The 25,508-nt window shown below is 51.3% G+C and carries 26 protein-coding genes and 1 tRNA gene; 10 read left to right on the forward strand and 17 right to left on the reverse strand.

The annotated features are described in order from the left end of the window. Positions 1–54 precede the first annotated feature (54 nt). The 5 genes from HQ393_RS11955 to yihA form a co-directional block, all read right to left on the reverse strand. Positions 55–2,223, reverse strand: coding sequence for a methyl-accepting chemotaxis protein (locus HQ393_RS11955; RefSeq protein ID WP_246307886.1), 2,169 nt, complete (start codon positions 2,221–2,223; stop codon positions 55–57). 48 nt (positions 2,224–2,271) lie between these two features. Further along, complete coding sequence (locus HQ393_RS11960) at positions 2,272–2,787, reverse strand: chemotaxis protein CheW (RefSeq protein WP_179355395.1); 516 nt, start codon at positions 2,785–2,787, stop codon at positions 2,272–2,274. Between the two features lie 17 nt (positions 2,788–2,804). Then, the gene (locus HQ393_RS11965) at positions 2,805–3,167 is read right to left on the reverse strand and encodes a response regulator (RefSeq protein ID WP_179355396.1); all 363 of its coding nucleotides are present in this window, start codon (positions 3,165–3,167) and stop codon (positions 2,805–2,807) included. A 30-nt stretch (positions 3,168–3,197) separates the two neighbouring features. Next, positions 3,198–3,581 carry a twitching motility response regulator PilG gene (gene pilG / locus HQ393_RS11970; RefSeq protein WP_179355397.1) on the reverse strand — a complete coding sequence of 128 codons (384 nt, stop codon included), beginning with the start codon at positions 3,579–3,581 and terminating at the stop codon, positions 3,198–3,200. Positions 3,582–3,886: 305 nt separating this feature from the next. Beyond that, positions 3,887–4,516 carry a ribosome biogenesis GTP-binding protein YihA/YsxC gene (yihA, locus tag HQ393_RS11975; RefSeq protein ID WP_179355398.1) on the reverse strand — a complete coding sequence of 210 codons (630 nt, stop codon included), beginning with the start codon at positions 4,514–4,516 and terminating at the stop codon, positions 3,887–3,889. Between the two features lie 132 nt (positions 4,517–4,648). On the opposite strand from yihA, the gene HQ393_RS11980 reads away from it, so the two are divergent. The 4 genes from HQ393_RS11980 (at position 4,649) to HQ393_RS11995 (ending at position 9,287) form a co-directional block, all read left to right on the forward strand. After that, positions 4,649–5,263: a c-type cytochrome gene (locus HQ393_RS11980; protein ID WP_179355399.1), complete on the forward strand. Its 615-nt coding sequence runs from the start codon at positions 4,649–4,651 to the stop codon at positions 5,261–5,263. 92 nt (positions 5,264–5,355) lie between these two features. Beyond that, positions 5,356–7,380: a cytochrome c biogenesis protein ResB gene (locus HQ393_RS11985; protein WP_179355400.1), complete on the forward strand. Its 2,025-nt coding sequence runs from the start codon at positions 5,356–5,358 to the stop codon at positions 7,378–7,380. Next, positions 7,377–8,495, forward strand: coding sequence for a c-type cytochrome biogenesis protein CcsB (gene ccsB, locus HQ393_RS11990; RefSeq protein ID WP_179355401.1), 1,119 nt, complete (start codon positions 7,377–7,379; stop codon positions 8,493–8,495). The genes HQ393_RS11985 and ccsB overlap by 4 nt, the downstream gene beginning before the upstream one ends. 270 nt (positions 8,496–8,765) lie before the next feature. After that, positions 8,766–9,287 carry a hypothetical protein gene (locus HQ393_RS11995; protein WP_179355402.1) on the forward strand — a complete coding sequence of 174 codons (522 nt, stop codon included), beginning with the start codon at positions 8,766–8,768 and terminating at the stop codon, positions 9,285–9,287. A gap of 6 nt (positions 9,288–9,293) precedes the next feature. On the opposite strand, the gene HQ393_RS12000 is transcribed toward HQ393_RS11995, so the two are convergent. The 9 genes from HQ393_RS12000 to HQ393_RS12040 all read right to left on the reverse strand — a co-directional run bounded on the left by HQ393_RS12000 (position 9,294) and on the right by HQ393_RS12040 (position 16,961). Further along, positions 9,294–10,355 carry a CobW family GTP-binding protein gene (locus tag HQ393_RS12000; RefSeq protein WP_179355403.1) on the reverse strand — a complete coding sequence of 354 codons (1,062 nt, stop codon included), beginning with the start codon at positions 10,353–10,355 and terminating at the stop codon, positions 9,294–9,296. Then, positions 10,355–10,972 (reverse strand): aminoacyl-tRNA hydrolase, encoded by a 618-nt coding sequence (gene pth / locus HQ393_RS12005; RefSeq protein ID WP_179355404.1) that lies wholly within the window; start codon positions 10,970–10,972, stop codon positions 10,355–10,357. The genes HQ393_RS12000 and pth overlap by 1 nt, the downstream gene beginning before the upstream one ends. A gap of 167 nt (positions 10,973–11,139) precedes the next feature. Continuing rightward, complete coding sequence (locus tag HQ393_RS12010; RefSeq protein ID WP_179355405.1) at positions 11,140–11,808, reverse strand: hypothetical protein; 669 nt, start codon at positions 11,806–11,808, stop codon at positions 11,140–11,142. 141 nt (positions 11,809–11,949) lie between these two features. Further along, a complete protein-coding gene (locus HQ393_RS12015) occupies positions 11,950–12,528 on the reverse strand; it encodes a 50S ribosomal protein L25/general stress protein Ctc (protein ID WP_179355406.1) in 579 nt (192 codons plus the stop codon). 125 nt (positions 12,529–12,653) lie between these two features. Next, positions 12,654–13,604: a ribose-phosphate pyrophosphokinase gene (locus HQ393_RS12020; RefSeq protein ID WP_157315062.1), complete on the reverse strand. Its 951-nt coding sequence runs from the start codon at positions 13,602–13,604 to the stop codon at positions 12,654–12,656. Between the two features lie 62 nt (positions 13,605–13,666). Further along, a tRNA-Gln gene (locus HQ393_RS12025) sits at positions 13,667–13,743 on the reverse strand. Positions 13,744–13,761: 18 nt separating this feature from the next. Next, complete coding sequence (ispE, locus tag HQ393_RS12030) at positions 13,762–14,664, reverse strand: 4-(cytidine 5'-diphospho)-2-C-methyl-D-erythritol kinase (RefSeq protein WP_179355407.1); 903 nt, start codon at positions 14,662–14,664, stop codon at positions 13,762–13,764. Continuing rightward, entirely contained in the window at positions 14,661–15,218 is a 558-nt protein-coding gene (gene lolB / locus HQ393_RS12035; RefSeq protein WP_179355408.1) for a lipoprotein insertase outer membrane protein LolB, read from the reverse strand. Before lolB ends, ispE begins: the two co-directional genes overlap by 4 nt. Then, the gene (locus tag HQ393_RS12040; protein ID WP_179355409.1) at positions 15,219–16,961 is read right to left on the reverse strand and encodes a tetratricopeptide repeat protein; all 1,743 of its coding nucleotides are present in this window, start codon (positions 16,959–16,961) and stop codon (positions 15,219–15,221) included. Between the two features lie 84 nt (positions 16,962–17,045). Here HQ393_RS12040 and mutM point away from each other — a divergent pair, with 84 nt between their 5' ends. Both mutM and HQ393_RS12050 read left to right on the forward strand, forming a co-directional pair. Beyond that, on the forward strand, positions 17,046–17,861 hold the full coding sequence (gene mutM, locus HQ393_RS12045) for a bifunctional DNA-formamidopyrimidine glycosylase/DNA-(apurinic or apyrimidinic site) lyase (RefSeq protein ID WP_179355410.1): 816 nt from the start codon (positions 17,046–17,048) through the stop codon (positions 17,859–17,861). 83 nt (positions 17,862–17,944) lie between these two features. Continuing rightward, entirely contained in the window at positions 17,945–19,945 is a 2,001-nt protein-coding gene (locus tag HQ393_RS12050) for a dynamin family protein (RefSeq protein WP_179355411.1), read from the forward strand. A gap of 8 nt (positions 19,946–19,953) precedes the next feature. Here the strand turns inward: HQ393_RS12050 and HQ393_RS12055 are convergent, their stop codons facing one another. Next, positions 19,954–20,097, reverse strand: a complete 144-nt coding sequence (locus tag HQ393_RS12055) for a hypothetical protein (RefSeq protein WP_179355412.1) — start codon at positions 20,095–20,097, stop codon at positions 19,954–19,956. Between HQ393_RS12055 and HQ393_RS12060 the strand changes: the two genes are divergently transcribed. From HQ393_RS12060 to HQ393_RS12070, 3 genes are all read left to right on the forward strand, one after another. After that, the gene (locus HQ393_RS12060; protein ID WP_179355413.1) at positions 20,096–20,845 is read left to right on the forward strand and encodes a copper homeostasis protein CutC; all 750 of its coding nucleotides are present in this window, start codon (positions 20,096–20,098) and stop codon (positions 20,843–20,845) included. The two genes, HQ393_RS12055 and HQ393_RS12060, sit on opposite strands and share 2 nt — an antisense overlap. A 96-nt stretch (positions 20,846–20,941) precedes the next feature. Beyond that, positions 20,942–21,727, forward strand: a complete 786-nt coding sequence (locus tag HQ393_RS12065) for a 3-hydroxybutyrate dehydrogenase (protein ID WP_179355414.1) — start codon at positions 20,942–20,944, stop codon at positions 21,725–21,727. 66 nt (positions 21,728–21,793) lie between these two features. Continuing rightward, on the forward strand, positions 21,794–22,891 hold the full coding sequence (locus HQ393_RS12070; RefSeq protein ID WP_179355415.1) for a patatin-like phospholipase family protein: 1,098 nt from the start codon (positions 21,794–21,796) through the stop codon (positions 22,889–22,891). Positions 22,892–22,973: 82 nt separating this feature from the next. Here HQ393_RS12070 and HQ393_RS12075 read toward each other — a convergent pair whose 3' ends face one another. Together HQ393_RS12075 and HQ393_RS12080 are read right to left on the reverse strand one after the other, a co-directional pair. Beyond that, positions 22,974–24,080: a HAMP domain-containing sensor histidine kinase gene (locus tag HQ393_RS12075; RefSeq protein WP_179355416.1), complete on the reverse strand. Its 1,107-nt coding sequence runs from the start codon at positions 24,078–24,080 to the stop codon at positions 22,974–22,976. Next, on the reverse strand, positions 24,080–24,766 hold the full coding sequence (locus HQ393_RS12080) for a response regulator transcription factor (protein ID WP_179355417.1): 687 nt from the start codon (positions 24,764–24,766) through the stop codon (positions 24,080–24,082). Before HQ393_RS12080 ends, HQ393_RS12075 begins: the two co-directional genes overlap by 1 nt. 168 nt (positions 24,767–24,934) lie before the next feature. Here HQ393_RS12080 and HQ393_RS12085 point away from each other — a divergent pair, with 168 nt between their 5' ends. Then, complete coding sequence (locus tag HQ393_RS12085) at positions 24,935–25,402, forward strand: Spy/CpxP family protein refolding chaperone (RefSeq protein WP_179355418.1); 468 nt, start codon at positions 24,935–24,937, stop codon at positions 25,400–25,402. Positions 25,403–25,508: the final 106 nt, after the last annotated feature.

The raw sequence follows: 25,508 nt of genomic DNA on the forward strand, positions 1-25,508 counted from the left end.
AGAATCCCATGAAAGAAGAGTTGGGCAGAGCGCCCAACTCTCAGGATAGAAAAATTAAGACAGCTTAAAGCCGGAAACGGAAGATTTCAGTTCGGCAGCCAGTCCAGTCAACTCGCCCACAGCGGCCGCAGATTGCTTAGTACCTTGAGTGGTTTGCTCGGTAATTGCCAAAATGTCACGCATTGTACTGGCCACCTTACTGGCCAAAGCAGTTTGACCTTCAGTTTCCTTCGCGATCGACTCATTTAAACGAGCCAGTTCACGAGATACTTTACCGATCTCAGACAGAGCAGTACCAGCAGCATCAGACAATTTCGCCCCTTCAACTACACCCTGCGTAGAGAGCTCCATCGCAGCTACCGCATCATGCGTATCAGCCTGAATCGTTTTTACAATCGCACCGATTTGTTTCGTTGCTTCACCAGAACGTTCTGCAAGTCGCTGCACCTCTTCAGCAACGACCGAGAAACCTCGACCAGCTTCACCAGCGGCCGCAGCTTGAATCGCAGCATTCAGAGCCAAAACGTTCGTCTGCTCAGTAATGTCAGAAATCAACTCTACGATCTCGCCAATCTCTTGTGATGATTCACCGAGTCGTTTAATTCGCTTCGCAGTTTCTTGAATCTGCTCCCGAATCTCGCCCATACCTTTAATCTGGTTATTTACCGCTTCAGCGCCTTGCTCCGCAGCGGCCAGTGATGTCTGGGCTACCTGCGCGGATTCAGCTGCGGTGCTTGATACACCTTGAATAGAATATACGATTTGCTCAACCGTAATATTTGTTGTCTCAATCTCTTCAGATTGGCGTTGCGCTGCCACGAGCAATTGATCCGAAATACCTTGAGCTTCTGCGGTTGCAGAATTTACCTGATCCGTTGCGCGGTTAATACCCGTAATCAGCGAGCGCAACTCTTCAATCGTGAAGTTAATAGAGTCAGCAATCGCCCCTGTCAAGTCTTCAGTTACCGAAGCTCGAATCGTCAAGTCACCATCAGCAAGGTCGCCCATTTCATTCAGTAAGCGCAAAATAGCGTCTTGGTTTTTACGGTTTTCAGCCTCAGAGGCCAAGCGACGTTTTACCGACTCTTGGTTAAAGACACGCACCAGCAAAAGTAGGGCCGCGAGAGATGCTACGATCAAGATAAATTCCAAAATACCAATAACAAAACCGCCAACCGTGTTTTGGTATTCACCAGCCAACTCAGCAGAGTCCGCCAACAATTTATCTGAATCACGAACAATCGCCTGATTGGCCAATCGAGTATTTACCAATGGCTGCATGTTTTTTGAGAACGAAGCAACAACCACCTCAAAGTCCTTAAACAGCACATTGATCTGTTCAAGCTTCTCTGCCAGAGCCGATGTTTCCACAGCTCGCAATTGCAACTCCGAACTACCTTCAGAAAAGCCTTTCACAATCTCATGGAAGGTTGAAACGTCTTTACCCAACAAGAATACAACTTCGGGGTTAATCAATTCCGATGCCAACATTGCATTGGCATTCTTCGACATCCGCTGTGACAGCATTGAAAGCTGATTTGCATAATCCAATTCGCGCGCATTCGCACCCGATTCAGCAAGCAGGGATGTTAATTGCTGGGTTTGTTCTAGCAATTTGGCATCATTGGCATTGATACCATCGACGCTTTTACCAATCGTAATCAGCTGTGGTTTTTGTTTTAAGATTGTATCAACGGTTGGACGACTTGGATTCGGACGATAAGAGGCATTCCAAGTATCATTAATTTTAGTCAGTTCTTTTGAACCTGAAACTTGAAACAAGCTCCAGGAAGACTGATCACCCGTCAGCTCGTTCAAGCTGAAATCAAATTTATTGTAGGCTTCTTCCAGTGTTTTGAAGGCTTCGGAATTACCTTGCACCGCCTGATTGGAAGCACGTGCAATACGCTGCGAAAGCATCTGCATTTCGGTCGCAATGGCCTGATGGCGAGCATTTTGCTCAGCAGCGCGGAAGGATAAGAAGGCTAGCAAAGCAAATAAAACCAAACTCGCGATCATCGCCACCAACAAAATTGCCATTTGCTGACGCGCAGGAAAATGCCCAATCAATGGCAATGGTTTTGCAGCCTGACCGTCACTCCCCTCTGGGAGGCGAATTTTATCTAGAATCCATGTGGTTCTAGCTGGATCAAATGACTTTTTGTTTGGCGCAGCTTTACCAGCCTGATCGCTACCCGAAAAGAGCCCTTTTATTTTTTCCATCAATCCCATTGCTACCTCCCAAACCACATTGAGCTGTGGTCGATATTTTTATGCGATACCCGTTTGCAAAAAGCTTGGTTGAACAACCAACTCAGCAATATTCAATGTTTTCCAACGCTGTCCAATTGAATCCATGTATTCATCCCCTAACCAAGGTGCCGCGTTTTCTGTTTTTGGCAAAGGGGTCAAATCAGCCAAGTGCTTTAAACCTAGCATTCGGTTTACCAAGACCGCAGCGTGCGTCAAATGCCTTGGCTGCAGCAAGACTAAGCGCGACATGGATGTAAATCCAGCATGATTCAGACTAAAAAAGGCAGGCAAATCGGTAACGCTGACCAAATTTCCGCGAATATTAGCAACGCCCTTAAACCACGAAAATCCAAGCGGCACCGTCGCCACAGCAGGTACCGGCATAACTTCGGCGACATCCGCCAAATCAACCAGCCAATTCTCGGTGCCAATCATGATGCCAAGCCGCGCATCAACTTGGGCGACTGCCGCCGCACTTTGCAAACGGTCCATCACCCCTTGCTGGTACTCGCGCAAACTAATGCGTTTAGCCATTTACAACCCCACCTGAATTACAGATTGGCGATTTTATTCAGCAACTCTTGCGAATCTACTGGTTTAACAACGTATTCAACCGCGCCCTGACGTTTAGCCCAAACCATATCAGTTTCTTGGTTTTTCGATGTGCACATGATGATTGGGATGTGCTTAGTCGCTTCTTCGCGACTAATCGTACGGGTCGCTTGGAAGCCATTCATTCCAGGCATAACAACGTCCATTAAAATCAAGTCAGGCATCAGCTCTTTGGTCTTCAAAACAGCTTCTTCGCCAGACTCTAAAGTCATAATTTGAAAACCATTTTTTGTGAGCAATTCACCCAAAAAATGACGCTCGGTCGGAGAATCATCAACAATCAGAATTTTTTTGATCGCCATAATGCTTTACTTTCCATTAATTTAAATTTTTCAAACGACACCAGCGTGTGCACGCACCGCCGCCAATAAACTGTCTTTCGTAAATGGCTTGGTCAGATACTCATCCGACCCCACCATCCGACCCCGTGCGCGATCGAACAAGCCATCTTTTGATGACAACATTACAACAGGAGTCGACTTAAATCTCGGGTTTTTCTTGATCAAAGCACAAGTCTGGTAACCATCTAGGCGCGGCATCATCACGTCGACAAATATCACGCTCGGATTATGGTCTGTGATTTTTGCCAAGGCATCAAAACCATCTTCAGCCAGAATCACCTCGCACCCAGCTTGCCCCAAAAAAATCTCAGCGCTACGGCGGATGGTATTACTGTCATCGATTACCATCACCTTAACACCCGCTAAATTGGACATGTGACTCCCCCGAATTCGGCTGCTCACCCGCATAATTAGCACTGGCAGCAACGATAACACACCAAAACAAAAGTGGATGTTATCAAAATTAGTTTTTTATTAAGGGAAAAATCATATGCTGAGCCCCCGCATTAGACAAGACTAATGAGGAAAGCGTAGAAAAAAAGAAACCCCAGTCCAAGAGGCTTGACTGGGGCTATATAGATTGCTCCTCTTCAGGAGCCCCGCTCAGGGAGGAAAAGCGGGAGGTGCAGGGGCGCACCTAGTGATAAAGATAGTCGTCCTGACTCAATCCGCAAGGAGAATCATTCTCCGTCCATCGGTTCAATCTCATTCATTTGCTGCAAGACATCATCAAACCAAGCGCCAACCACCTTCTCCACCTCACTCACACCCTGCTTTTTAGAGCTTGAGAAAAGTTGCACCGTAATTTGCGGATTACCCGCAAACTCATCCTTCACGGTGCGTAGCGCCTGCACTTTTTCCTGATTATTTAATTTATCTGACTTAGTCAGCACACAATGCACCGGCTTGCCTGTTGGCAAAAAGAAATCCAACATCAGTCGATCCAAGTCGGTTAGCGGACGGCGACTATCCATAATTAAAACCAAACCAATCAGGTTGGCCCGGTTCGCTAAATACTTGCCCAATAGCCCTTGCCAATGTTTACGCACTGCCTCAGGCACTGCTGCATAACCATAGCCTGGCAAATCAACCAAACGGCGCGTATTGCCGAAATCAAAGTAATTGATATGCTGCGTACGACCGGGCGTTTTTGAGACATAAGCTAAACGCGTATGATTTGCTAAAGTATTAATTGCACTAGACTTACCGGCATTCGAGCGGCCAGCAAAAGCCACTTCAACGCCTTCCGCGGGAAGGGCTTTAAGATCGTTAACGGTGGTAAGAAAAGTTAGGCCTTGAAATAGGGACATCTGAGAGCGCCATAGTGGTTTGTATCGGGGTCTTGCTATAGAATACCAGCATTTGATAGACCATCGTCGGCATACTAGGGTGAAAACCCATAAACAAACGACCGACGTACGCAAAATTACGGGAGCGGATTTATGCGCAGCATGACTGTGGCAGTAAAGCTAGCAGCACTTTTGATGATGACGCCAGCTGCATTTGCAGCCGGTGCCAAGGCTGACCCTGCTAAGGGTAAAATTATTGTCGACCAAGTCTGCGCGGCCTGTCATGGCGCCGATGGCAATAGCGTAGTCAGCGCAAATCCTAGCTTAGCCGGCCAACATCCAGAATATATCGTCAAACAATTGACCGAATTCAAAGCACAGAAACGTAAAAACCCTGTGATGCTCGGTATGGCCACGCCATTATCGAATGAAGATATGGCCAACGTTGCGGCCTATTTCAGCCAGCAAAAACCTAAAGACCGTGGTGCGTCAAACAAAGAGTTGATCGAAGCGGGCAAGAAAATCTATCGCGCCGGCGTAGCGAGCAAGAATGTTCCCGCCTGTATGGCCTGCCACGGCCCTGCGGGCGCGGGCATCCCAGGCCAGTACCCGCGTTTGTCTAGCCAGCACGGGGCGTACACCGTCGCTCAGTTAACCGCCTTCCGTAATGGTGAGCGTGCAAACAATCAGCCAATGATGGAAATCGCAGGCAAGCTCTCAGACAATGAAATCAAAGCCGTTGCTGAATACATTCAGTCGCTGCATTAATTTGTTTTAATAATCTAGTTACTGGAACTGTTTGCTCCAGCAACACACCAAGAGGGGTCAAGGTCAATGCACCTGAGCCCCTTTTTTAATTTATGACCCAAAATACTCGCCACACCTCGTTTTCGCGCGCCCTGTTCGATTTATTGTCGTCCATGCGCTTTGCCATTAGCTTGCTCACCATCTTGGCAATTGCTTCCATTATTGGCACCGTCCTCAAACAGAATGAGCCCTACGTCAATTATCGCGTCGAGTTTGGCGACTTCTGGTTTAGCATCTTTGAACCCATCGGCCTATTTGATGTTTACCATTCCGCTTGGTTCTTGGTGATTCTGGCCTTTCTGGTGCTCTCAACCAGCTTGTGTATTTGGCGGCACTTCCCCGGCATTCTCAGAGACATCAAAGGCTATCGAGAAAAAGCCAGCGTCAATTCACTGCGCCTGATGGGACATCACGCCGAATCAGTCACACCGATTGAACAAGGGATGGTTGAGCAACACCTCAAACAGCATGGTTATCGCTATAAGATTCGTCCAGATGGCGAAGCGACACTGATCGCAGCCAAAAAAGGCAGCTGGCAAAAGCTGGGCTACCTTTTTGCCCATGCAGCGATTGTGGTGATCTGTATTGGCGGATTAATGGACGGCAATCTGCCGCTTAAACTGCTCGAGCTGACCGGACAAAAAACGCCGGAAACACGCGACATCCCACAAAGCCAGATCCCACCGAGCAGCCGCTTGCAGAGCAATAATCTCTCATTCCGCGGCAATGTCACCTTGAGCGAAGGCAATTCGGCCTCTGTCGTCTTCTTGAACGCTGGCAATGGCTACTTTGTGCAAGAGCTCCCCTTTGTGATCAAGCTCAAGCAGTTCCATATCGAGCATTACTCAACTGGTATGCCGAAACTATTTGCCAGCGACATTGATGTGCTTGATCTACATACAGGCAAGCTCATCCAAAGCGGCACCGTCAAAGTCAATCACCCGCTCATCGTCGACGGCGTCGCCATTTACCAAGCCAGCTTTGGCGATGGTGGCTCTGGGCTTGATTTTGTGCAATGGGATTTGAAAACAGGGAAAACTCAATCCCTGCAAACACGCTCGCAAACGACACAAGCCTTGCAATTGGGTGCGAACAAATACCAACTTGAAGTCGGTGATTTACGCCCATTCAACATTGAGAATCTGGGCAAGGTTCAAGGCGACACCTCTGCAGTCGCGGTCAATAAGCTTCAAGAAGCCATGGCCAGCGCGCAAGCAGTGAAAAGCGAACACAATCTGCGCAATCTTGGGCCAATGATTCAATTCAAACTGCGTGACGATACTGGGCAGGCCGTTGAGTACCAAAACTACATGGCTCCCTTCACTGAAAATGGCGCCAGCTATTTTATGACAGGTATGCGCAGAGAGGTCTCTGCACCTTTTAGTTTTGTCCGTATACCCCTGGATAAAGATTATAAAATCGATACTTTCATGCGCCTGCGTAGCACGCTGCTTGATCCTCAATTGCAAGGTGAAATTGCCCGTCGCACCGCAGCCAAAGCCCAACAAGGCGGTGGTGTTTCCAGCGAAAGCCAAGCGCAATTTGCCGATGTTACCTTGGGCGTACTGACGCAATTTGCCAATGGCGGCCTGCCTGCGATTGATCAATTCCTCGCAGAGAAAGTCCCCGAAGACAAGCGCCAAGCCGTGGCGCAAACTTACTTGAAAGTTCTGCAAGGCGCGATGATTGACGCCATGGATGTCGCCCAAGGCAAAATTGGTCAAGCGCCCATTGCCGTGAGCGAGCAGCAATATCGCTTCCTGATGGACAGTCTGGTGGCCACCAGTCAGCTCTTTGACTATGGCGCACCGACCTTATTGCAACTCAATGGTTTTGATGAAGTCAAAGCCAGCGGCTTTCAACTCACACGCTCACCAGGCAAAAATGTGGTCTATCTCGGCTCGCTATTGCTGATCATGGGGGTTTTCTGCATGTTTTATATTCGCGAAAATCGCCTGTGGATCCGCATCAGCCCTGAAGGCACACTGATTGCCATGAGCAGCAACCGCAAGTCCGCGGAGCTAGAGCAAGAATTCACCCTGCATAGCAATGCATTAACCAAGAGTAATTTGTCATGATCTCCACTTTGCAAGCGCGACGCTGGCCTGACTTTGTCTTTGCCGCCTTGATTATTTTGACGGGCGCAATGACATGGCATCTCTACGGCCATTTTCTTGATTATTACGAACAAGGCATCTTGCTCGGGTCAGTCGCAGGTCTGATCTGGCTAGGCTGGTTTTGGTCGCCGCTCCGCTGGTTTTTCCCGGTGTGCGGACTCTTTGCGCTGGCCGCAATCGGAATCTATCAGGGCGATCTGGCGCGCGGGCAGAGCGCGTTCTGGCTGAAATACGTGTTAGCCAGCCAATCGAGTGTGATGTGGATGTGCGTGCTCTTTTTCCTTGCTATGTTCATGTACTGGATCGGCATGTGGAAACGCTCACACACTGCACTGGGCATCGCCAGTGGCTTGACTTGGGCGGCCGCCGCGGCGGCGATGATCTCCAAGCTTGTACGGTGGTATGAAAGCTACCTCATCGGGGCTGATATCGGCCATATCCCCGTCTCTAATCTGTATGAAGTATTTATTCTCTTTTGCTTGATGACGGCGTTGATGTATCTGTATTACGAAAGCAAATTTGCCGCCAAAGCGATGGGGGCGTTTGTTTTACCCGTCATCTGTGCCGCGGTGGTATTTATCGTCTGGTATTCATTTGATCGGCAAGCTCACGAGATCCAGCCGCTGATTCCTGCTTTGCAATCGTGGTGGATGAAAATACATGTGCCGGCCAATTTTGTTGGCTATGGCGCTTTTGCACTCTCTGCCATGCTGGGCGTAGCGCAAGTGGTCGTTTCGAAAGGCTGGCTGACCAGCCGCCTGCCAAGCTACGACACCTTGGGCGAAGTCATGTACAAAGCCATTGCCGTGGGCTTTCTATTTTTTACTATTGCGACGGTACTCGGCGCGATGTGGGCCGCAGATGCTTGGGGCGGCTACTGGAGCTGGGATCCGAAAGAGACTTGGGCGCTAATTGTGTGGCTCAACTACGCAGCTTGGCTGCATGTTCGGATGATCAAAGGCTGGCGCGGCGATGTGCTCGCTTGGTGGGCGATTATTGGCTTATTAGTGACTAGCTTTGCTTTTATTGGCGTCAATATGTTCCTATCAGGCCTGCACTCGTACGGCGGGCTCTAAGCAAAAACCCTGATGCAGACTGGTCTAGCGGCCGATACCGCCCACCAGTCTGCAACTTATTAGCAACAGCTAACACTCCCATAATTAAACGTTCATTTGAGCGCCATGCCAGCGCAAAGCCGCGCGCCCCCTAGGCTCTTGCCACCCATCCACCCGACACAAGCAAGACTCACGCCCAGCCAGTAACATTTTGATATATTCATCAGCTATGGCACTGCTTTACCATAAGCCATCTGTAGCAAACGAATCAATTAGGTCACGGGCATCATCATGGATAACACCACGCTATTTTTTAGAACCGATTCAGGAAACCATGAACTTCAAGCTCGCACGCCAGGCTTTCCGATTAAACAACGTCAGTTGCTATTCCTGATCGACGGCCAAAAACGAATAGCCGATTTAGCCGCCTTCAGCCCCGATCTCGAAGACCTCAAGTTACGTTTGATCAAGCTACAGGAAATGGGTTTGATTCAAACCCACGCGATTGAGCGCACTCCGCTCCCCACTATTTTTGACGCCACCATTCAGCCTGTTGAGCCCGTCAGAACCAAAACCAAGCAACTACCGTCGACCAAAGCCCTGCAGAATGTACGACGTATTATTAGCATGACGGACCAGACTTATCTGGCTAATAAATTGGAATACATGCTGGTAGATGTGTTTGATGTGATGCAAACGGCCGATGAATTGCAATTTTGCATCGACCGCTGGCAAAAGACTTTGCGCGAAGCGGGCTTTCATGAAATGGCCGACGCCTATATGTGGCAGGTACGTAGCGCGCTCAGTGATTAATTCGCCTTAGACTGGCGTCATCAAAGTCGCCAGTAATTGCGCCTCAAGCAGCGTCCAATCGGGCGCTGTTTCACTTTCTACAATCACTTCAAAACGGCTATCGCGACGATAAGCACTCGGTGCCGCACCCACCATACCTTCCACCCAATCAAAGCGATACCAGTCGCGCTCGGTCTGGAATACGCCCTTGGCGCGGCTCAAACCGTGCAGCGCCAACGCATCAGGGCTGCCAATTTGTTCAAACAGAGCCGCTACTTTGGCGCTTGAAAACAGGGTTTCAGGTGAAAAAATCCACCCACAACTGTGCGAACCTAAGCTGGAATGCATTTTTTTGACCGGCCACACCTCGGGCGTGGATGCAAAGTCGGGATCAACGGCTTTTTTACGCGGCATTAAGCGATGCGATTGAGCCTGCCCAGTGGTTTGCGCTTCGGGCCAACGCTCGGGGTGCAATTCCAAATCCAGTAATTGCGCAGCAAAAACCCCTTGATGAGCACGCTGCACCGCCAACTTGGGTGGAAATTGCGCTGCGGCCATTTTTTCTGCGGCTGCGATTTGTTCTTCATCGGCTAGATCGCATTTATTGAGCACCAGCACATCGGCCAATTGCAATTGATCACGCCACGTTTCATGCGTGGTATAACGGCTATCGCCCAGATGCCGCGGATCGAGCAAAGTAATGATCGCCCGCAATTCAAACGCACTCGCCAACATTGGATCACGCAATAAATCGACAATACCCGCAGGGTGTCCCAAGCCGGAAGGCTCAATCAGCAATCTGTCTGGCCGTATACCCCTTGCCAACTTGGTTAAAGTAACGCGCAATTGTGGGCTGGTCGTACAGCAGATGCAGCCACCCGGCACTTCGGCCACTTGCAGACCTTCCCCTGCCGCCGAAAGGCTAGCACCATCAATGCCGACCTCGCCAAATTCATTGACGACAATCGCCCAATATTCATTTGCGGGCTTATGGGCCAGCAAGTGCATCAAGGCAGTTGTTTTACCCACCCCCAAAAAACCGGTGACAATATTGACGGGAATCGGGGCTTTTTTTGGCTCACTCATCATTACTCAGCCGCCTTCGGCGCGGGTTTGTGCTCGCGCTTTTTGCTTTCATCGGTATGCAGCAAACTCATGGCGGCACCCGATTGGCCCACAATCAATTTTGGCAATACGGTGAGCGATTTGATCAATGCATCATCAATCAAAGCTTGCTCCTCTTTGCGCGGCGGCTTCAGTACATAATTGGCCACCTCGGCCTTATTGCCCGGATGCCCCACCCCAATGCGCAAACGCCAGTAGTTTGGCGTTCCAAGATGCGATTGAATATCCCGCAAGCCATTATGCCCACCGTGGCCGCCACCCTGTTTCAGCTTGGCCAAACCTGGCAGCATATCGAGCTCATCATGCACGACCAAGATTTCATCGGGCAGGATTTTATAAAACTGTGCCAAGGCCACCACCGCCAAACCACTGCGATTCATAAAGGTTTGGGGCTGCAGCAACCACACATCGTTACCTGCAATATTCACTCGCCCGATTTGGCCATGAAATTTACTATCGTGGCGCAGCATGATTTTGCCATCACGCGCGAGTTGATCGACGAGCCAAAAGCCCGCGTTATGTCGCGTTGCTTCGTACTCAGCCCCCGGATTACCCAGACCTACAATCAGTTTTATTGCCATAATTTAGCTCGAAAAAAACAAACGGCCTGTCACCAGGACAGGCCGCAATGATACCGCGTTTGGAAGGACAAGGTACTCTCAGGTACCGCTACACTATGCTGCTTGACTGTAATTATTCGATTCTGAACTGCCTCTATTCTAGCACTCAATCCACGCCAGCTTACAACTTAATTGGCCGGCCCTGCACCAGAAGAAGGTGCAAGAATAATCCCTTTTTCACTGCGCTCCTGCCCTGCTTTATCTACATTTCGGATATAGGCCAACCCTGCTGCATTGGGCTCATGCCGGATCAAACGAAACTCGCCCATGGGCGACAAATACAATTGCCCCGCAACAATCTTGGGCGAAGCAAAATCCACCCGCCAACCGCCATGCCATTCCCAATGCGCGTCTTTGAGCTGCATCTCGCCCAGCCACTGATCATTTTGCGCACGCTGCACATTGATAATTTGCCCTTCACTATCGCGCAGCACCAAGATATTTCGTCCATCCGCCGCATAATGCGCCAAACGCCAACCCGGCCAAGCGCCAAGCAGATTAACGTCAATTTGCTGATCGGGCGGCGTAGCGGGGATGTCTATCCCCAAGGGCAAGCTGCTTAATTCGGTACGAAATGGGAAATAATCCATTCCATCTTGGCGCACATGAAAGGGCGACATTCCCCAGCGGGGCATAAACCAATAAATGGCCATCAAAAACAAGCTAGCCCAGATTGCACCCCAGAAATACGGGCGCCAGCGCGGCGGCATGACCGGCAAATTAGCCAACAAATCCAAGGGGCTACTGCTATAGGTACGCATGGCCGTACTATCGCGCTCTTCTTCATTCCAATGCATGATCCAACCCTCAATTGATGCCACTACCTTACCATGCACATCCAAACTGCGACTTGTCGAATATTGCTATTTATTCACTTCGCCGCTCTACAGACGTAAAAAAACCCGCCGCAGCGGGTTTTTTCAAACAGACAAAAGGGATTAGCCTTTTGCGCCGTTGAGCATAGATACAGCCAAGTCTGCGCCGCGCAACAGAGAAACCAATTGCACGCCTTCTGGCAATGCCAGATCAGACAAGTGAACTGACAGATTGCCCACTGCCAAGTTAGCTTGGTCAACAGTGATGAATTCTGGCAATTTAGAAGCAACGCAACGAACCATTACTTCGTTCAAGATGTTGCTGATCGCGCCACCTTGCAATTTAACACCCAGACATGTGTCAGCGTTAACGAAGTGCAATGGCACTTTCAATTCGATCACAGTGTCAGCAGCAACACGTTGGAAGTCAATGTGTTGTACTTGTTGTTTGAATGGGTGGTATTGAACTGCACGTACCAAAACTTGTTCAGCAGCGCCGCCATCGATCGACAAGTTGATCAATGCAGTGTGGAATTTTTCGTCTTGCAGCGTGTAGTACATGCTGTTGTGATCCAAGTTGATCGCTGTTGGGGCAACAGAGCCACCGTAAACGATACCTGGCAATTGACCGGCTTTACGCAGGCGGCGGCTCGCACCAGTGCCCTGCTTTGCGCGGCTTGTAGCATTTAATTCGAAAGTCATTTTGAAACTCCAGTTTGGAAATAAACATGCGCCCCCCGCGACCAGAGAAGCGCACGATTCGGGGTATAACCCCAGAATTCTTTTACAACAAAGCCTGCGAGGATATACCCGCAGGCCTGTAACGATTAATCAACGAAAAGACTTGAAACCGATTCTTCGTTGTTAATGCGACGCATCGTTTCGGCCAGCAAGCCAGCGATTGAAACCACACGCACTCGACCACTCGCTTGCGCTTCTTCAGACACCGGGATCGTATCGGTAACAACAACTTCATCCAAAGCTGATTGCAAGATACGCTCAACCGCTGCGCCCGAGAAAACAGGGTGAGTGGCGTAAGCCATTACTTTCTTCGCGCCAAATTTCTTCAGAGCTTCCGCCGCTTTACACAAGGTATTGGCGGTATCGATCATATCGTCGATGATGATACAGGTACGATCTTTCACGTCACCGATGATGTGCATGACTTCGGCCACATTGGCTTTCGGACGACGCTTGTCGATGATCGCCATATCCACACCAAGCTGTTTCGCCATGGCACGGGCACGTAATACGCCGCCAACGTCGGGAGAAACAATCATCAGGTCTTCGTGGTTTTTCGCACGAATATCAGCCAGCAAAACGGGCGTTGAGTAGATGTTATCGACCGGAATATCGAAGAAGCCTTGGATCTGATCCGCGTGAACATCCACAGTCAAAACGCGATCAACACCTGCAACCTGCAGCATGTTGGCAACGATTTTCGCAGAAATCGGCACACGAGCAGAACGTGGACGGCGATCTTGACGCGCATAACCAAAGTACGGAATCGCAGCAGTAATACGGCCAGCAGAGGCACGTTTCAATGCATCGACCATCAACATCATTTCCATAATGTTGTCGTTGGTTGGCACACACGTTGATTGCAATACGAACACGTCGCGACCGCGAACATTTTCGAGCAATTCAACCGTAACCTCACCATCTGAAAAACGGCCAACGGTGGCGCGCCCCAAAGAGATGTCGAGATGATTAACTACACGTTCAGCAAGGCGTGGGTTAGCGTTGCCGGTAAATACCATGAGGCTGTCGTAAGCCATTTCCGATTCCTGAAAAAACGAAAAGCGTGTAACTTGTGATTACACGCTTTTCTTTTTATAGGTGGCAGGGGAAGAAGGATTCGAACCTTCGCATGTCGGAATCAAAATCCGATGCCTTAACCAACTTGGCGACTCCCCTAACGATACTGCATCAAAACTAATCCGATGCAAAACCGAGTAACTGGTGTTCTTGCAGAGATGACGTAACAAAACCTGACATCTCTTTAGGAAGGCCGAATATTACGGCATTTGCTTGATTTTGTGAAGTGTTTTTTTCAACATCTTTCGCAACAAAAGCGGCAAATACGCAACTTCCTGATCCGGTCATCCTCGCTGGCGCATATTGGCTAAGCCATTGGATATGCTGAGCAATTTGAGGATATTTCCGAACCGCCACGCTTTCCAGATCGTTTCGTAAAACGCGCCAGTCGGCCGTGCCTTCGAGGAGCGAAACTTTAAGGGATGGCGTATTCCTTGTCAACTCTGGATCGCCAAAAATCGCGGGGGTTGGCACATGAACAGGTGGATGCAAAACCACAAAATCCGTCGCCTCAGTCTCGATCGGCGTCATGATTTCGCCAATGCCTTCAACCAGCGCATTGCGGCCAAAAATAAAAAACGGCACATCAGCACCCAGTTGCAGCCCCAAGTCCATCAATGCCTGACGCTGCCAATTAACGTGCCAGAGTCGATTGAGTGCCAACAGCACGGTAGCAGCATCCGAGCTACCGCCGCCCATGCCACCGCCCATCGGCAGACGCTTATCAACGCGAATATCGACGCCATAGGAAACGCCCGTTGCGGTTTGCAGCAGCTTCGCTGCCCGTACTGTCAAATCGGTTTCTGCAGGCACATTGGGCATGGGGTTATGGTGCACAATCTGGCCGTCATCTCGCACCCGCAACCAGACCGTGTCATGCGCGTCCACCAGTTGAAAGATAGATTCCAACAAGTGATACCCATCCGCCCGACGACCGACGATATGCAAAAATAAGTTGAGTTTGGCTGGCGCCGGGAAAGCGGCAAAGCCTTCGGCATCAACTAGGGGGGTATAGCTCATGGCGCGGCAGAATTCCATTCATTAATCAAGATACGTACCTTTAAATCATCGCGTAGCAACTCGATGCGGTACGGTAAGGGCGTATTGCGGTAATCGCTGGGCGTAATGCGCCAGCCATTTTGCAACAGAACTTCGCCCTCGCGCGCAAAAGGCTCATTCGGCGATGGCAAACCACGCAACCACCAACGCATCCCCGATACTGGCAAAGTCAAGCCAGTTAATTGCTGCAGCAATTGTTCGGGATCATCCGCCTGATCGAGCTGCTCGCCGCGATTGAGTACCGCGCTGCTAACCCGGTCACCCTGATATTGCAGCACCAGCTCGGCCAACGTCGTGCCGAATGGCGAAGATAAAATGAGCTGATCCTGCTGCTTAGCGGCCACCCAGCTAAATTGCGCCGTATCCGATTGATTCGCCTGACGGATATTGATCTTTCCCGTCGCGGCAAAACCGGCAGGCGGAACAGCCAAAGGCGTTTGAGCACAGGCCGCCAGCAGCATAACGGCACTGGCCAGCCAAACTCGGAGCATACTCAAGCAACGCAGTAATTTCATTTACCAACCCATGCGTAGCTTGAGTTCCAAAGCCACTTCATCATCAGGCTGAATTTTGAGCGCATTATCCAATAGCTGCTTGGCTTTTTCCTGCTGCCCCTGCTGCCACCAGACTTCAGCCAAATGCGCAGCCACTTCGGCATCAGGCATCATTTTGTAGGCGCGCTCCAGCAAAGCAGCCGCATCATTAAGCCGCCCTTGTTTAAAGCGTAACCAACCCATTGAGTCGATCAACACCGGATTATCAGGCTGCTGCGCCACGGCCTGACTTAAAAGGGTATCGGCCTCAGCATAGCGATCGGTACGATTCGCAAGGATATACCCCAAAGCATTCAGACCATTAACGCTATTTGGCGCCAAGGTCAAATAGTGACGCAAATCCGCCTCGGCAGCAGGCACATCGCCGGATAAATCTAGATACAAAGAACGATCGTAATAGAGCTCGGCTTGATCAGGATGCTTGGCAATCGCTTTGGTCAGCGCCTCAACGGCCCGTTTAATCTCTTTTCGTTCCCGCCAAACTTGGGCTTCAACCTGCGCTTTATCGACTTGCTCCTGCACGCTGGTTTGCGGCAGCGCGGCCAGCGCCTTATCGGCCTGCGCTTGCTGACCTAACTTGGCGTGCAATCGCGGCACGCGCAAAGCCACTGCGGCTTGTTTTTCGCCAGTGACTTTGGCATACCAATCGAGCGCCAATTGGTATTGATATTGCTGCTCAGCCAATTGCCCCAAATATTGCGCCAGATAAGTTGCGCCCTTTGGATTAAGGGTCACTGCACGGCTGAGGTTTTTTTGCGCTTTGGCAATGTCGTTCATCTGCATTGCAATCAGCCCCGAGCCAATCAAGGCCTCAACCTGATTCGGATCGCGCAACAAAACAGCATCGTAATATTGCCCTGCCTGCTCGTATTGCCCAGCATCCGCCGCCATTCTGGCCTGCATTAGCACCAAATTGCTCGACATCGGATTCGCTTTGATCGCGTCATTTAAGATCTGCTGTGACGCGACGGCGTCCTTGCCTTCCAGCAACTGCACTTTATACAGCACCGCGACATCCCATTGCGGGCGCAATTTGAGTGCGGCATCAAGCTCTTGCTGCGCCTGTGTGCTTTGCAGAAGGCTGCCATAGGCGACGGCTCGCGCGTAGTGCGCCTCCGGCATCGTCAAATAGGGTTCGGTCAGGCGCAAAGTGAGTTGCAACACGGCTTTGCGATCTGTGTCTTTATCCCACAGCTGATGCATCTGAACAAAAAAGGGCGCCACTTCTTGCGGCTTAGCGGCCAAAATAGCTTGGATATGTACTTCGGCCTCGGCAACGCGATTGCCCTTGAGCAGCAAGCTCACCATCAATTGCCGCGCAGGGATAGACTGCGGTGCGGCGGCAACCCAGATAGTGGTCGCCTCCAAGGCCAAAGCCAATTGCCCTGATGCCACGGCAAGCTGGGCGGCGCGCTGTGCGACACGAGGGTCTTTACTGCGGCGCGCCAGATCAACCCAAGCTTGAGCCGCCAGCGCCGTATTGCCGCGCTGCGCTGCGACATCCCCCACCAAAAAGCGCATGACCATTTCATCATCAAGCTGCTGCTTGGGCAGACTCGCCAGATCGTATTCAGGCGCATCGCTAGGCTCAGGCGTCGCCGCAGCCACCGCAGAAGCGGCAACGACTTGTGGCACCTGTTGAGTTGCACAACCAGTCACGCCAAGTAAAAGCGAGGCCAACAAAGCCGAGATGCGCAGGGTCATAGATTGATCCAATTAGAGGGTAAAGCAAATAGAAGGACGATATTAGGTAAACTAGCTACTAAAGTCCAACCCCAAGCAGCCAATATGCCAGAGCTACCCGAAGTTGAAACCACACGTCGCGGCATTGAGACGCATTTAATCAATGCCACGATCAAAGAAATAATCGTTAGAAACCCGCGCCTACGCTGGCCTATCCCTGTAGATTTGTCCGAACTCGCGGCAAATCAAGTCATATTATCCATCCGACGACGAGCCAAGTATTTACTTATTGAGCTCGCCAACGGCACGATCCTGATCCATCTGGGCATGTCAGGCAGCCTACGCGTCCTGACCGAGGCCTATCCAGCCGAAAAACATGATCATGTAGATCTAGTGCTCAGCAATGGCACGCGATTGCGCTACCGCGACCCTCGCCGTTTTGGCGCTTGGCTGTGGTTAACTGGCAATCCGCTGCTGCACCCCCATCTAGCTAGCCTAGGCCCTGAGCCTTTAGGTGAACAATTTAGTCCGGCCTATCTGGCCAGCAAGCTAGTGAACAAGCACACTGCCATCAAGCAACTCATCATGGATAATCACATCGTCGTTGGCGTGGGCAATATTTATGCTTCTGAATCTTTATTTCGGGCGCGCATTGACCCACAGCGCAGCGGCCATTCATTAGATTCAAGCGACATTAGCAACTTGGTCGAGCAAATCAAGCTCACTTTAAGCGAGGCTATTGCCGCTGGTGGAAGTACTTTACGGGATTACGTGGATAGCGACGGCAAAGCGGGCTACTTTATGATCAATAGCTACGTGTATGGCCGCACCGGCCAAGCCTGTCGCATTTGCAGCACACCGATCAATACAATTCGCCAAGGCCAGCGTGCAACTTTCTATTGCCCGCAATGCCAACATTGACAAGCGGCCACGCAAGCGGCATAAATCAGAATACCAATAGGCTTGCCCAGAGCCAAACGACGCGCACCGCGTAAGGGGACAAGATGAGTACCGAATACCTGCATCAACAAGAGGTCGCAGCAAACGACCACTTGGTAGCAAACTTCCAGGCCTACAGCGCTTGGCGTGGCAACCTGACCCATTCGATTGCTCAGCTTTCTCGCTGGCTATCCGATCAGGACTTGAACGACTCGCAAACCACTTTGCGCATTCAAGGCATGATTGACCGTCTGAAAGAAGACAAACTGAATATCGCCTTTGTCGCCGAATTTTCACGCGGTAAATCTGAATTAATCAACGCTATTTTCTTTGCCCACTACGGCAAACGCATTCTGCCATCGAGCGCCGGCCGCACCACAATGTGCCCGACCGAGCTCTTGCACGACGGCAGTAAAGCGCCATGCTTGCAATTACTGCCGATTGAAACCCGCGCCGACAATGTCACGACGATTGAATATCGCCGCTACCAAGACGAATGGCACACCATTGCGCTCGACATCGACGACGCTGATTCGATGCAGGAAGCTTTCAAAGAAATCGGTCGCACGCAACGCGTAAAAGTTGAAACTGCCAAGAAATTTGGCCTGTTCGACGAAAGTGACCCCGATCAAGTCGTCGCACTGGATGCAAATGGCGAAGTAGAAATCCCTTGCTGGCGCCACGCCATCATCAACTTCCCGCACCCCTTGCTGGAACAAGGCTTGGTCATTCTCGACACCCCGGGTTTGAACGCCATCGGTACTGAGCCTGAGTTGACGCTCAATCTCTTGCCCAACGCACACGCGATTCTGTTTATTTTGGCTGCCGACACCGGCGTAACCAAATCAGACATCGAAGTGTGGCGTAATCATATTGTGCGCAACCAAAGTGGCAAACGTGGCCGTTTGGTGGTACTCAACAAGATCGACGGCTTGTGGGACGACCTTAAATCAGACGCTGAAATCGAAGCCGAGATTGTGAAACAGGTCAAAACTACCGCCGAATTGCTGGCGATGCCATCGTCGCAGGTTTACCCTGTTTCGGCACAAAAAGCATTGGTTGCCAAAGTACAGAACGACGAAAAGCTGCTTGATAAATCGCGCTTGATGTCGCTGGAAAAAGCGCTTTCTGATGACTTGCTCCCCGGCAAGCAAGACATCGTACGCGATGCGACGCAAAGTGAAGTCGAAGACGTTGTTTCGGCGGTACGCGCTATTTTGCAAGCACGCCAAGATGGCGTGAAAGAGCAATTAACCGAACTCACCGGTTTGCGCGGCAAAAACCAAGACGTGATTGCCCAGATGATGGACAAAGTTCAGGGCGATAAAAAGCAATTTGAACAAGGTCTGGTTCGCTTCCAAGCTTTGCGCTCAGTCTTTACCCAGCAAACCAATAAATTATTCTCATTGCTCGGCAAAGATGCATTGAAAGCCGAAATTGACCGTATTCGCGATCAAATGGAACGCAGTCTGTTCTCATTCGGCGACGGCGGCCTATCTGCCACGATGGATAAATTCTTTGTCGATGTCAACGGCTCGATCTCTAAATCCGCCGAACAAGTCGCCGAGATTCAAGCCATGATGGCGGCGATGTACAAAAAATTCAGTGAAGAGCACGGTCTTGGCACGGCAACGCCACCACCGTTCTCAACGCTGAAATATCACAAAGAGTTGGCGCGACTGGAAAAATCATTCCGCGAGCATTTCAACACCGTCGGCAATTTACTCACCACTAGCCGCGGCCGTTTGACGCACAAATTCTTTGAAACCGTCGCCAGCCGTGTGGTGTATGTCTTTGAAGTGGCCAACCGTGACGTTGAAAACTGGTTGAAAGCGGTGATGGCGCCGATGGAAACGCAAGTGCGCGAGCATCAATTGCAATTGCGTCGCCGTCTTGAATCGATCAAACGCATTCACAAAGCGACTGATACGCTGGAAGATCGTATCCAAGAGCTGGAAGAAATCAATCGCCAATTGGCCGAGCAAATCGCCGAGCTCAACAGCAATCTGCGTACGGTGTACGGCGCACTGCACGCCGAAATGCAATCGGCACAGCGCGCAGCCTAAGACTAGCCTTAGCATTCACCAAAACGCCGCGTCCAATCGCGGCGTTTTTTATTGCCAACGATCGCTGTGGCAGCGGGATTACTTACTTGCCGCAGCTCAAAATGCAGCGCCATAATCAAGCACCATCCCATTCGAGCGAGAGCATTCAGCATGAGTATTTTATTAGAGATTTGCGCCGGTTCAGTGACTTCCTGCCTCGCAGCGCAAGAAGGTGGCGCACAACGGGTTGAGTTTTGCGACAACCTTCTCGAAGGCGGAACGACGCCCTCGTACGGCCAGCTGGCCGCAGCGCGCGATCGGCTCTGGATTGGCCTGAATGTGATTATCCGCCCGCGCGGTGGTGATTTTCTGTACTCGGACCTTGAGTTTGAAGTGATGGAGCGCGATGTGCTGGCGTGCAAGAAGATAGGGGTAGATGGTATTGTCATCGGCATCTTAACTAGCGAGGGCCGCATCGATATACCCCGCACAAAACGTCTCGTTGAATTGGCCGGCACCATGCCCGTCACCTTCCATCGCGCTTTTGATGTCGCCTGTAATCCACAACAAGCGCTCGAAGACATTATCAGCACAGGCTGCAATCGCCTACTGTCGAGCGGTCAAGCTGCGACGGCACTTGAAGGTGCGGCCTTGCTCAAACAGCTGCAAGAACAAGCGGGTCAGCGCCTCACCGTGATGCCCGGCGCAGGCGTGCGCGCGCACAATATCGCCGAATTGGTGCAACAAACAGGCTGCCGCGAGTTTCACAGCTCAGGTCGCGCGCCCTTCCCTAGCGGCATGCTGTATCGCAATCCGAATGTGAAAATGGGGGCTCCGGGGCAGGATGAGTACAGTATCGTCGAAACGGATGCCAAATTGGTACGAGATATTCTGCTGAACGCCCAAGCTGCTGTGCAATAAATTACACCAATCAACTTAATGACTTACTAATTTTAATGTAGTTAGTTTACATTAGTCGTTCCTGCATGCTCACTGCAAAAGCTCTAAGGGAACGTTATGTCACTGAAAAATAAAGTTGCATTGATCACTGGCTCGACCAGCGGCATCGGTCTGGGCATTGCCCGCGCACTGGCCAAAGAAGGAGCCACCATTGTCCTGAATGGATTGGGCGACCCTGCCGCTATCGAGCAAACTCGTGCCGCACTCGCGGCGGAGTTTGGCGTGAAAACCTATTTTATTGGCGCAGACCTTACCCAAGCCGCGGCGGTTGCGGCCATGATTCAGGAAGTCGAATCGACCTGCGGTCAGCTTGATATTCTGGTCAACAATGCAGGCATGCAACACGTCAGCCCCATCGAAGATTTCCCACCCGAAAAATACGATTTGATTATTGCACTGAATCTATCTGCGGCGTTTCACGCCATCCGTCTCGCCGTACCGGGCATGAAGCAGCGCAACTGGGGACGAATTATCAATATCGCTTCGGCTCATGCCTTGGTCGCGTCGCCCTTCAAATCGGCGTATGTCGCCTCCAAACACGCCATTCTTGGACTCACCAAAACCGTTGCCCTCGAAGTGGCCGAGCATGGCATCACCGTCAATGCCATTTGCCCTGGCTATGTCATGACTCCGTTGGTGGAAAAACAAATTCCAGACACCGCCAAAGCGCGTGGCATCAGCGAAGAAGAAGTCATTCGCGATGTGTTGCTGTACGCCCAATCGACCAAAAAATTCGTTGAAGTGGAAGAGCTGGGCAGTTTGGCGGTCTTTTTATGTTCCGATGGGGCCCGTTCGATGACTGGCGTTGCATTGCCCGTAGATGGCGGCTGGACCGCACATTAAGCCATTACTTAGTAAGGCCGCCAGATCGGCCTGATCGATTTAAGCCAACAATGGGAAGGAAATAACATGGCCAAGAAGAAAAAAATCGCGATCACCTGCCAAGGCGGCGGCAGCCAAACAGCATTCACTGCCGGTGCATTAAAAGCGCTTTATGATGCGGGGTTTAGCGAGCATTACGAGCTGGTGAGCATTACCGGCACCTCGGGTGGCGCCCTGTGCGCTACTTTGGTGTGGTATGCCATGCTTAAAAAAGATGCTTACCTGCCTCAGCGCATGCTCGATCTTTGGGCGGACAATACGGCGCAATCGACAGCAGAGGAGCAATTTAACCACTATGTGGTAGAGTCCATCCGCGCCGTTAATCGCGGTCAAGTGCCGCAATTCAACCTCAGCCCCTACTCGCCACTGATGCAAATGATGTCGAGTATGAGCACGTCGAATTTACGCAAAAACTTCACCGATTTTCGCGGCCTACTCGAAGCGCACATCGACTTTGCCGAGCTGGCGCAGCTTGGCCCACAAGCCAATATGCCTGCGCTCATTTTAGGTGCGGCTGAAGTGTTAACGGGACAGCTGGCCAAATTTAATTCGCGTCACGAGGCTATTCGCGTCGAACACATTTTGGCGTCTTGTGCGGTGCCGAATATTTTTGAAGCGGTCGAGTTTGACGGCAAAGCATATTGGGATGGCCTATTTTCCGATAATCCGCCCATCGATGAAGTGATCAAACCTGAATTAGTCGGCATGGAAAATCTGCCCGAGGAAATTTGGGTGATTAAGATCAACCCCAATGGCAGCCGCGAAGTACCCAAATCGCCAGAAGCGATCTCAGACCGTCGCAATGAAATGATCGGCAATATGTCCTTATTTCAACAACTCACCAGCATCAGAACATTGAACGAATTACTGCTCAAAGACGCTTTCAGGCCTGAGTTTCTAGCCTCTCGTGGGATTAAAGCGCCGGTTCTACTGCCCAAATGCCTCAGCGTAGATGAAACACGCCCCTATCACATTCCATTTATTGAAATGTCGGAAGAAATGCAGCTCACGCTCGATTACGAAAGCAAACTCGATCGCAGCAAGAAAAACATCTCACGCCTGATGGCCGATGGTGAAAAGCAAGGACGCTTGTTTATCGAAGGCCGCATTGCCAGCCTCAAATAAAACACCCCGCTTCGGCGGGGTATTTTATTGAAGATCAATTAAATATTGACCTTGATAGACATACCCACAAAACCATCACCAGTTAATCATCCTCTTTTGCTTTAGGCAATTCTAGCCACACGCGTAAACCAGCCTCAGTGCGATTTGCTGCCCCGATTCGGCCTCCATGCGCCTCGACCACACGTCGCGCAATGGCCAAACCCAAACCATAGCCCGCGGGGGCAGCAGCCTGAGGCCCGCGATAAAATGGCTCAAATATCTGCGCCAAATCGCCCGCAGGCACACCGGGGCCCAGATCCAAAATCTCGAAATGCCAATATTCGGCTTGCCCGCTGATCGTGAGCAGTACTTCAGCGCCAGCGGGGCTAAAGCGCAAGGCATTGCGAATGATATTTTCAAATGCCCGCCGCAATAACTCAGCATTACCCCGCAGCCAGATTTCCTCGACGGGCGGCGTCCAAGCAATCAATTTTTGCTCTGCCGCAGCTTCAAAAGTCGCGTCTTCGATGAGCTCACTCAATAAAGTCGTTGCATCAATTAGATCGGTTTGCTGCGCGGAGTTGGCTTCGATCCGCGACAGCGTCAGCAGCTCGCCGATCAGTTGATTGATGCGATTCGATTCGCGCTCGATCCGTGCCAGCAGCCTCGCCTGCTGCTCAGGCTGTTGTTGCGCCAAGCCAATAGCCAGTTGCAACCTTGCCAGCGGCGAGCGCAGCTCGTGCGACACATCATGTAATAAGCGCCGCTGCCCTTCGAGCAAGGTGCGCAATTGCTCGGCCATATCATCGTAATCGCGCCCCAAATCGGCTAACTCATCGTTGCGGCGACTCAACAATGGGCTCACTCGCTGCGATAAATCCCCTTTGGCCGCCGCCTGCACAGCGCGGCGTAAATGACGGATCGGCTTGGTGACGTACGCGGCCAGCAAGGCGGCGGAGATCAGGCTCGCCAAAGCACCGCCCAGCATTGGCTCAATAGGGAAATGGTGCCGTTGGTGTGGCGGCGGCGGGGGTTTGTGGCCGACCGAGGGCGGATGTGCCGCATTCGGCGGCCAAGGCGGTGGTGCTTCGCTGCTTGGTGGCTCGGCAGGCGCACGCGTTCGCAGCCAAATGGAGCTCCCCACAGCAAGGATCGTCAGCAGTTGCGCGACAAAAATAAACAGGAAAAACTTCCAGAATAAGCGCCCCATTACAGATCCCGAATCAATTGATAGCCCTGACGAAACACCGTTTGGATGCACGAGCGGCCATCGGGTAGCGTGCCCAATTTGTGTCGAATGCTACTCAGATGCACATCAATACTGCGATCAAACTTGGCCAACGGCCGCCCTAGCGCCTGCTGCGAGAGCTGGTCTTTACTCACCGGACGCCCGGCAAATTGCGCCAAGACCTCCAGCAAGCTGTATTCGGTACTGGTCAGCTCCAATGGCTTGCCCGCCCATTGCGCACGGCGCTGGGTAGGCCACAATTCAAGCTCGCCCACCTTGATCCCACTGAGCGTGTCATTGGCCAGACCTTGGCTACGACGCAAAATGGCGCGAATACGCGCGGTGATTTCTCGAGCCGAGCTGGGTTTAGGGACATAATCATCCGCGCCCAGCTCCAGACCAATAATACGGTCGGCATCATCGCCCATCGCAGTGAGCAAAATCACCGGCAAATTGCTCAGGGTACGAATCTTGCGCAGCGCCTCGATGCCATTCATTTGCGGCATCATCACATCAATCACCGCAATATCAAATTGCCCACCCAGCGCCGCCTGCGCGCCGCTTAAGCCATCGTGGGCCAGCTCGACGCTAAAGCCTTCTTGCTGCAAATATTCGCTCAGCAACTCCAGTAATTCGACATCATCATCAACGAGTAAGACACGCGGCATGGGTAGTACTTCTTTTAGATTTGTTCAACGCAAGAATAAGGGAACTCAGCCCCAGCATAGAGTGGATTTACCCAAATTTACATCTACTTAACGCCGCTTTACGCGGGTAAGTCGCACAATGATTTCCAGACAACACGGCCTTCGCCGCGTTTTTGATGGAGAAAAATCATGACCCGACTTATCACCAATCATCGTAAAGCATGGATCGCACTGGCCTTAGCCCTTGGCATTGCTAGCGCAGGGTATGCTGCGCAAGAACAAATGGATAATGGCTGCAATCGACATACCCAGCAAGATGGCATGCGTCAGCATGGCCGATCACCGATGCTGCGCGGCATAGACTTGAGCGATGCCCAACAAGCACAAATCAAAGCACTGCAAGCACAAAACCCACGCCCCGAAGCCAGTCACATGGCCACGCAACAGAGCGCGCTGATGCAGTTAGTGACCGCGCCGCAGTTTGATAAGGCCAAAGCCGAAAGCCTGATCAACGCGCAGCACCAGCAAATGAGCGAACACATGCTGGCACATCTGGCGATGGAGCAAAAAATCTATGCTCTGCTGACCCCGGCACAGCAAGAGCAGGCGAAACAAAACCTCAGCAAAATGCCGCACGGGCCACGCCACCCCGATTAAGTTGGCGCAGCAACGATCGATTTCTATTCTCGCGTGGTTTTGGGCGGCGAAATTTGCCGCCCTTTTTTTACGATCAGTTTTTTAACGCTGATAAAGCGTCAATCTG

The organism is Chitinibacter bivalviorum (assembly GCF_013403565.1).
GTDB classification, from domain to species: Bacteria; Pseudomonadota; Gammaproteobacteria; order Burkholderiales; family Chitinibacteraceae; genus Chitinibacter; species Chitinibacter bivalviorum.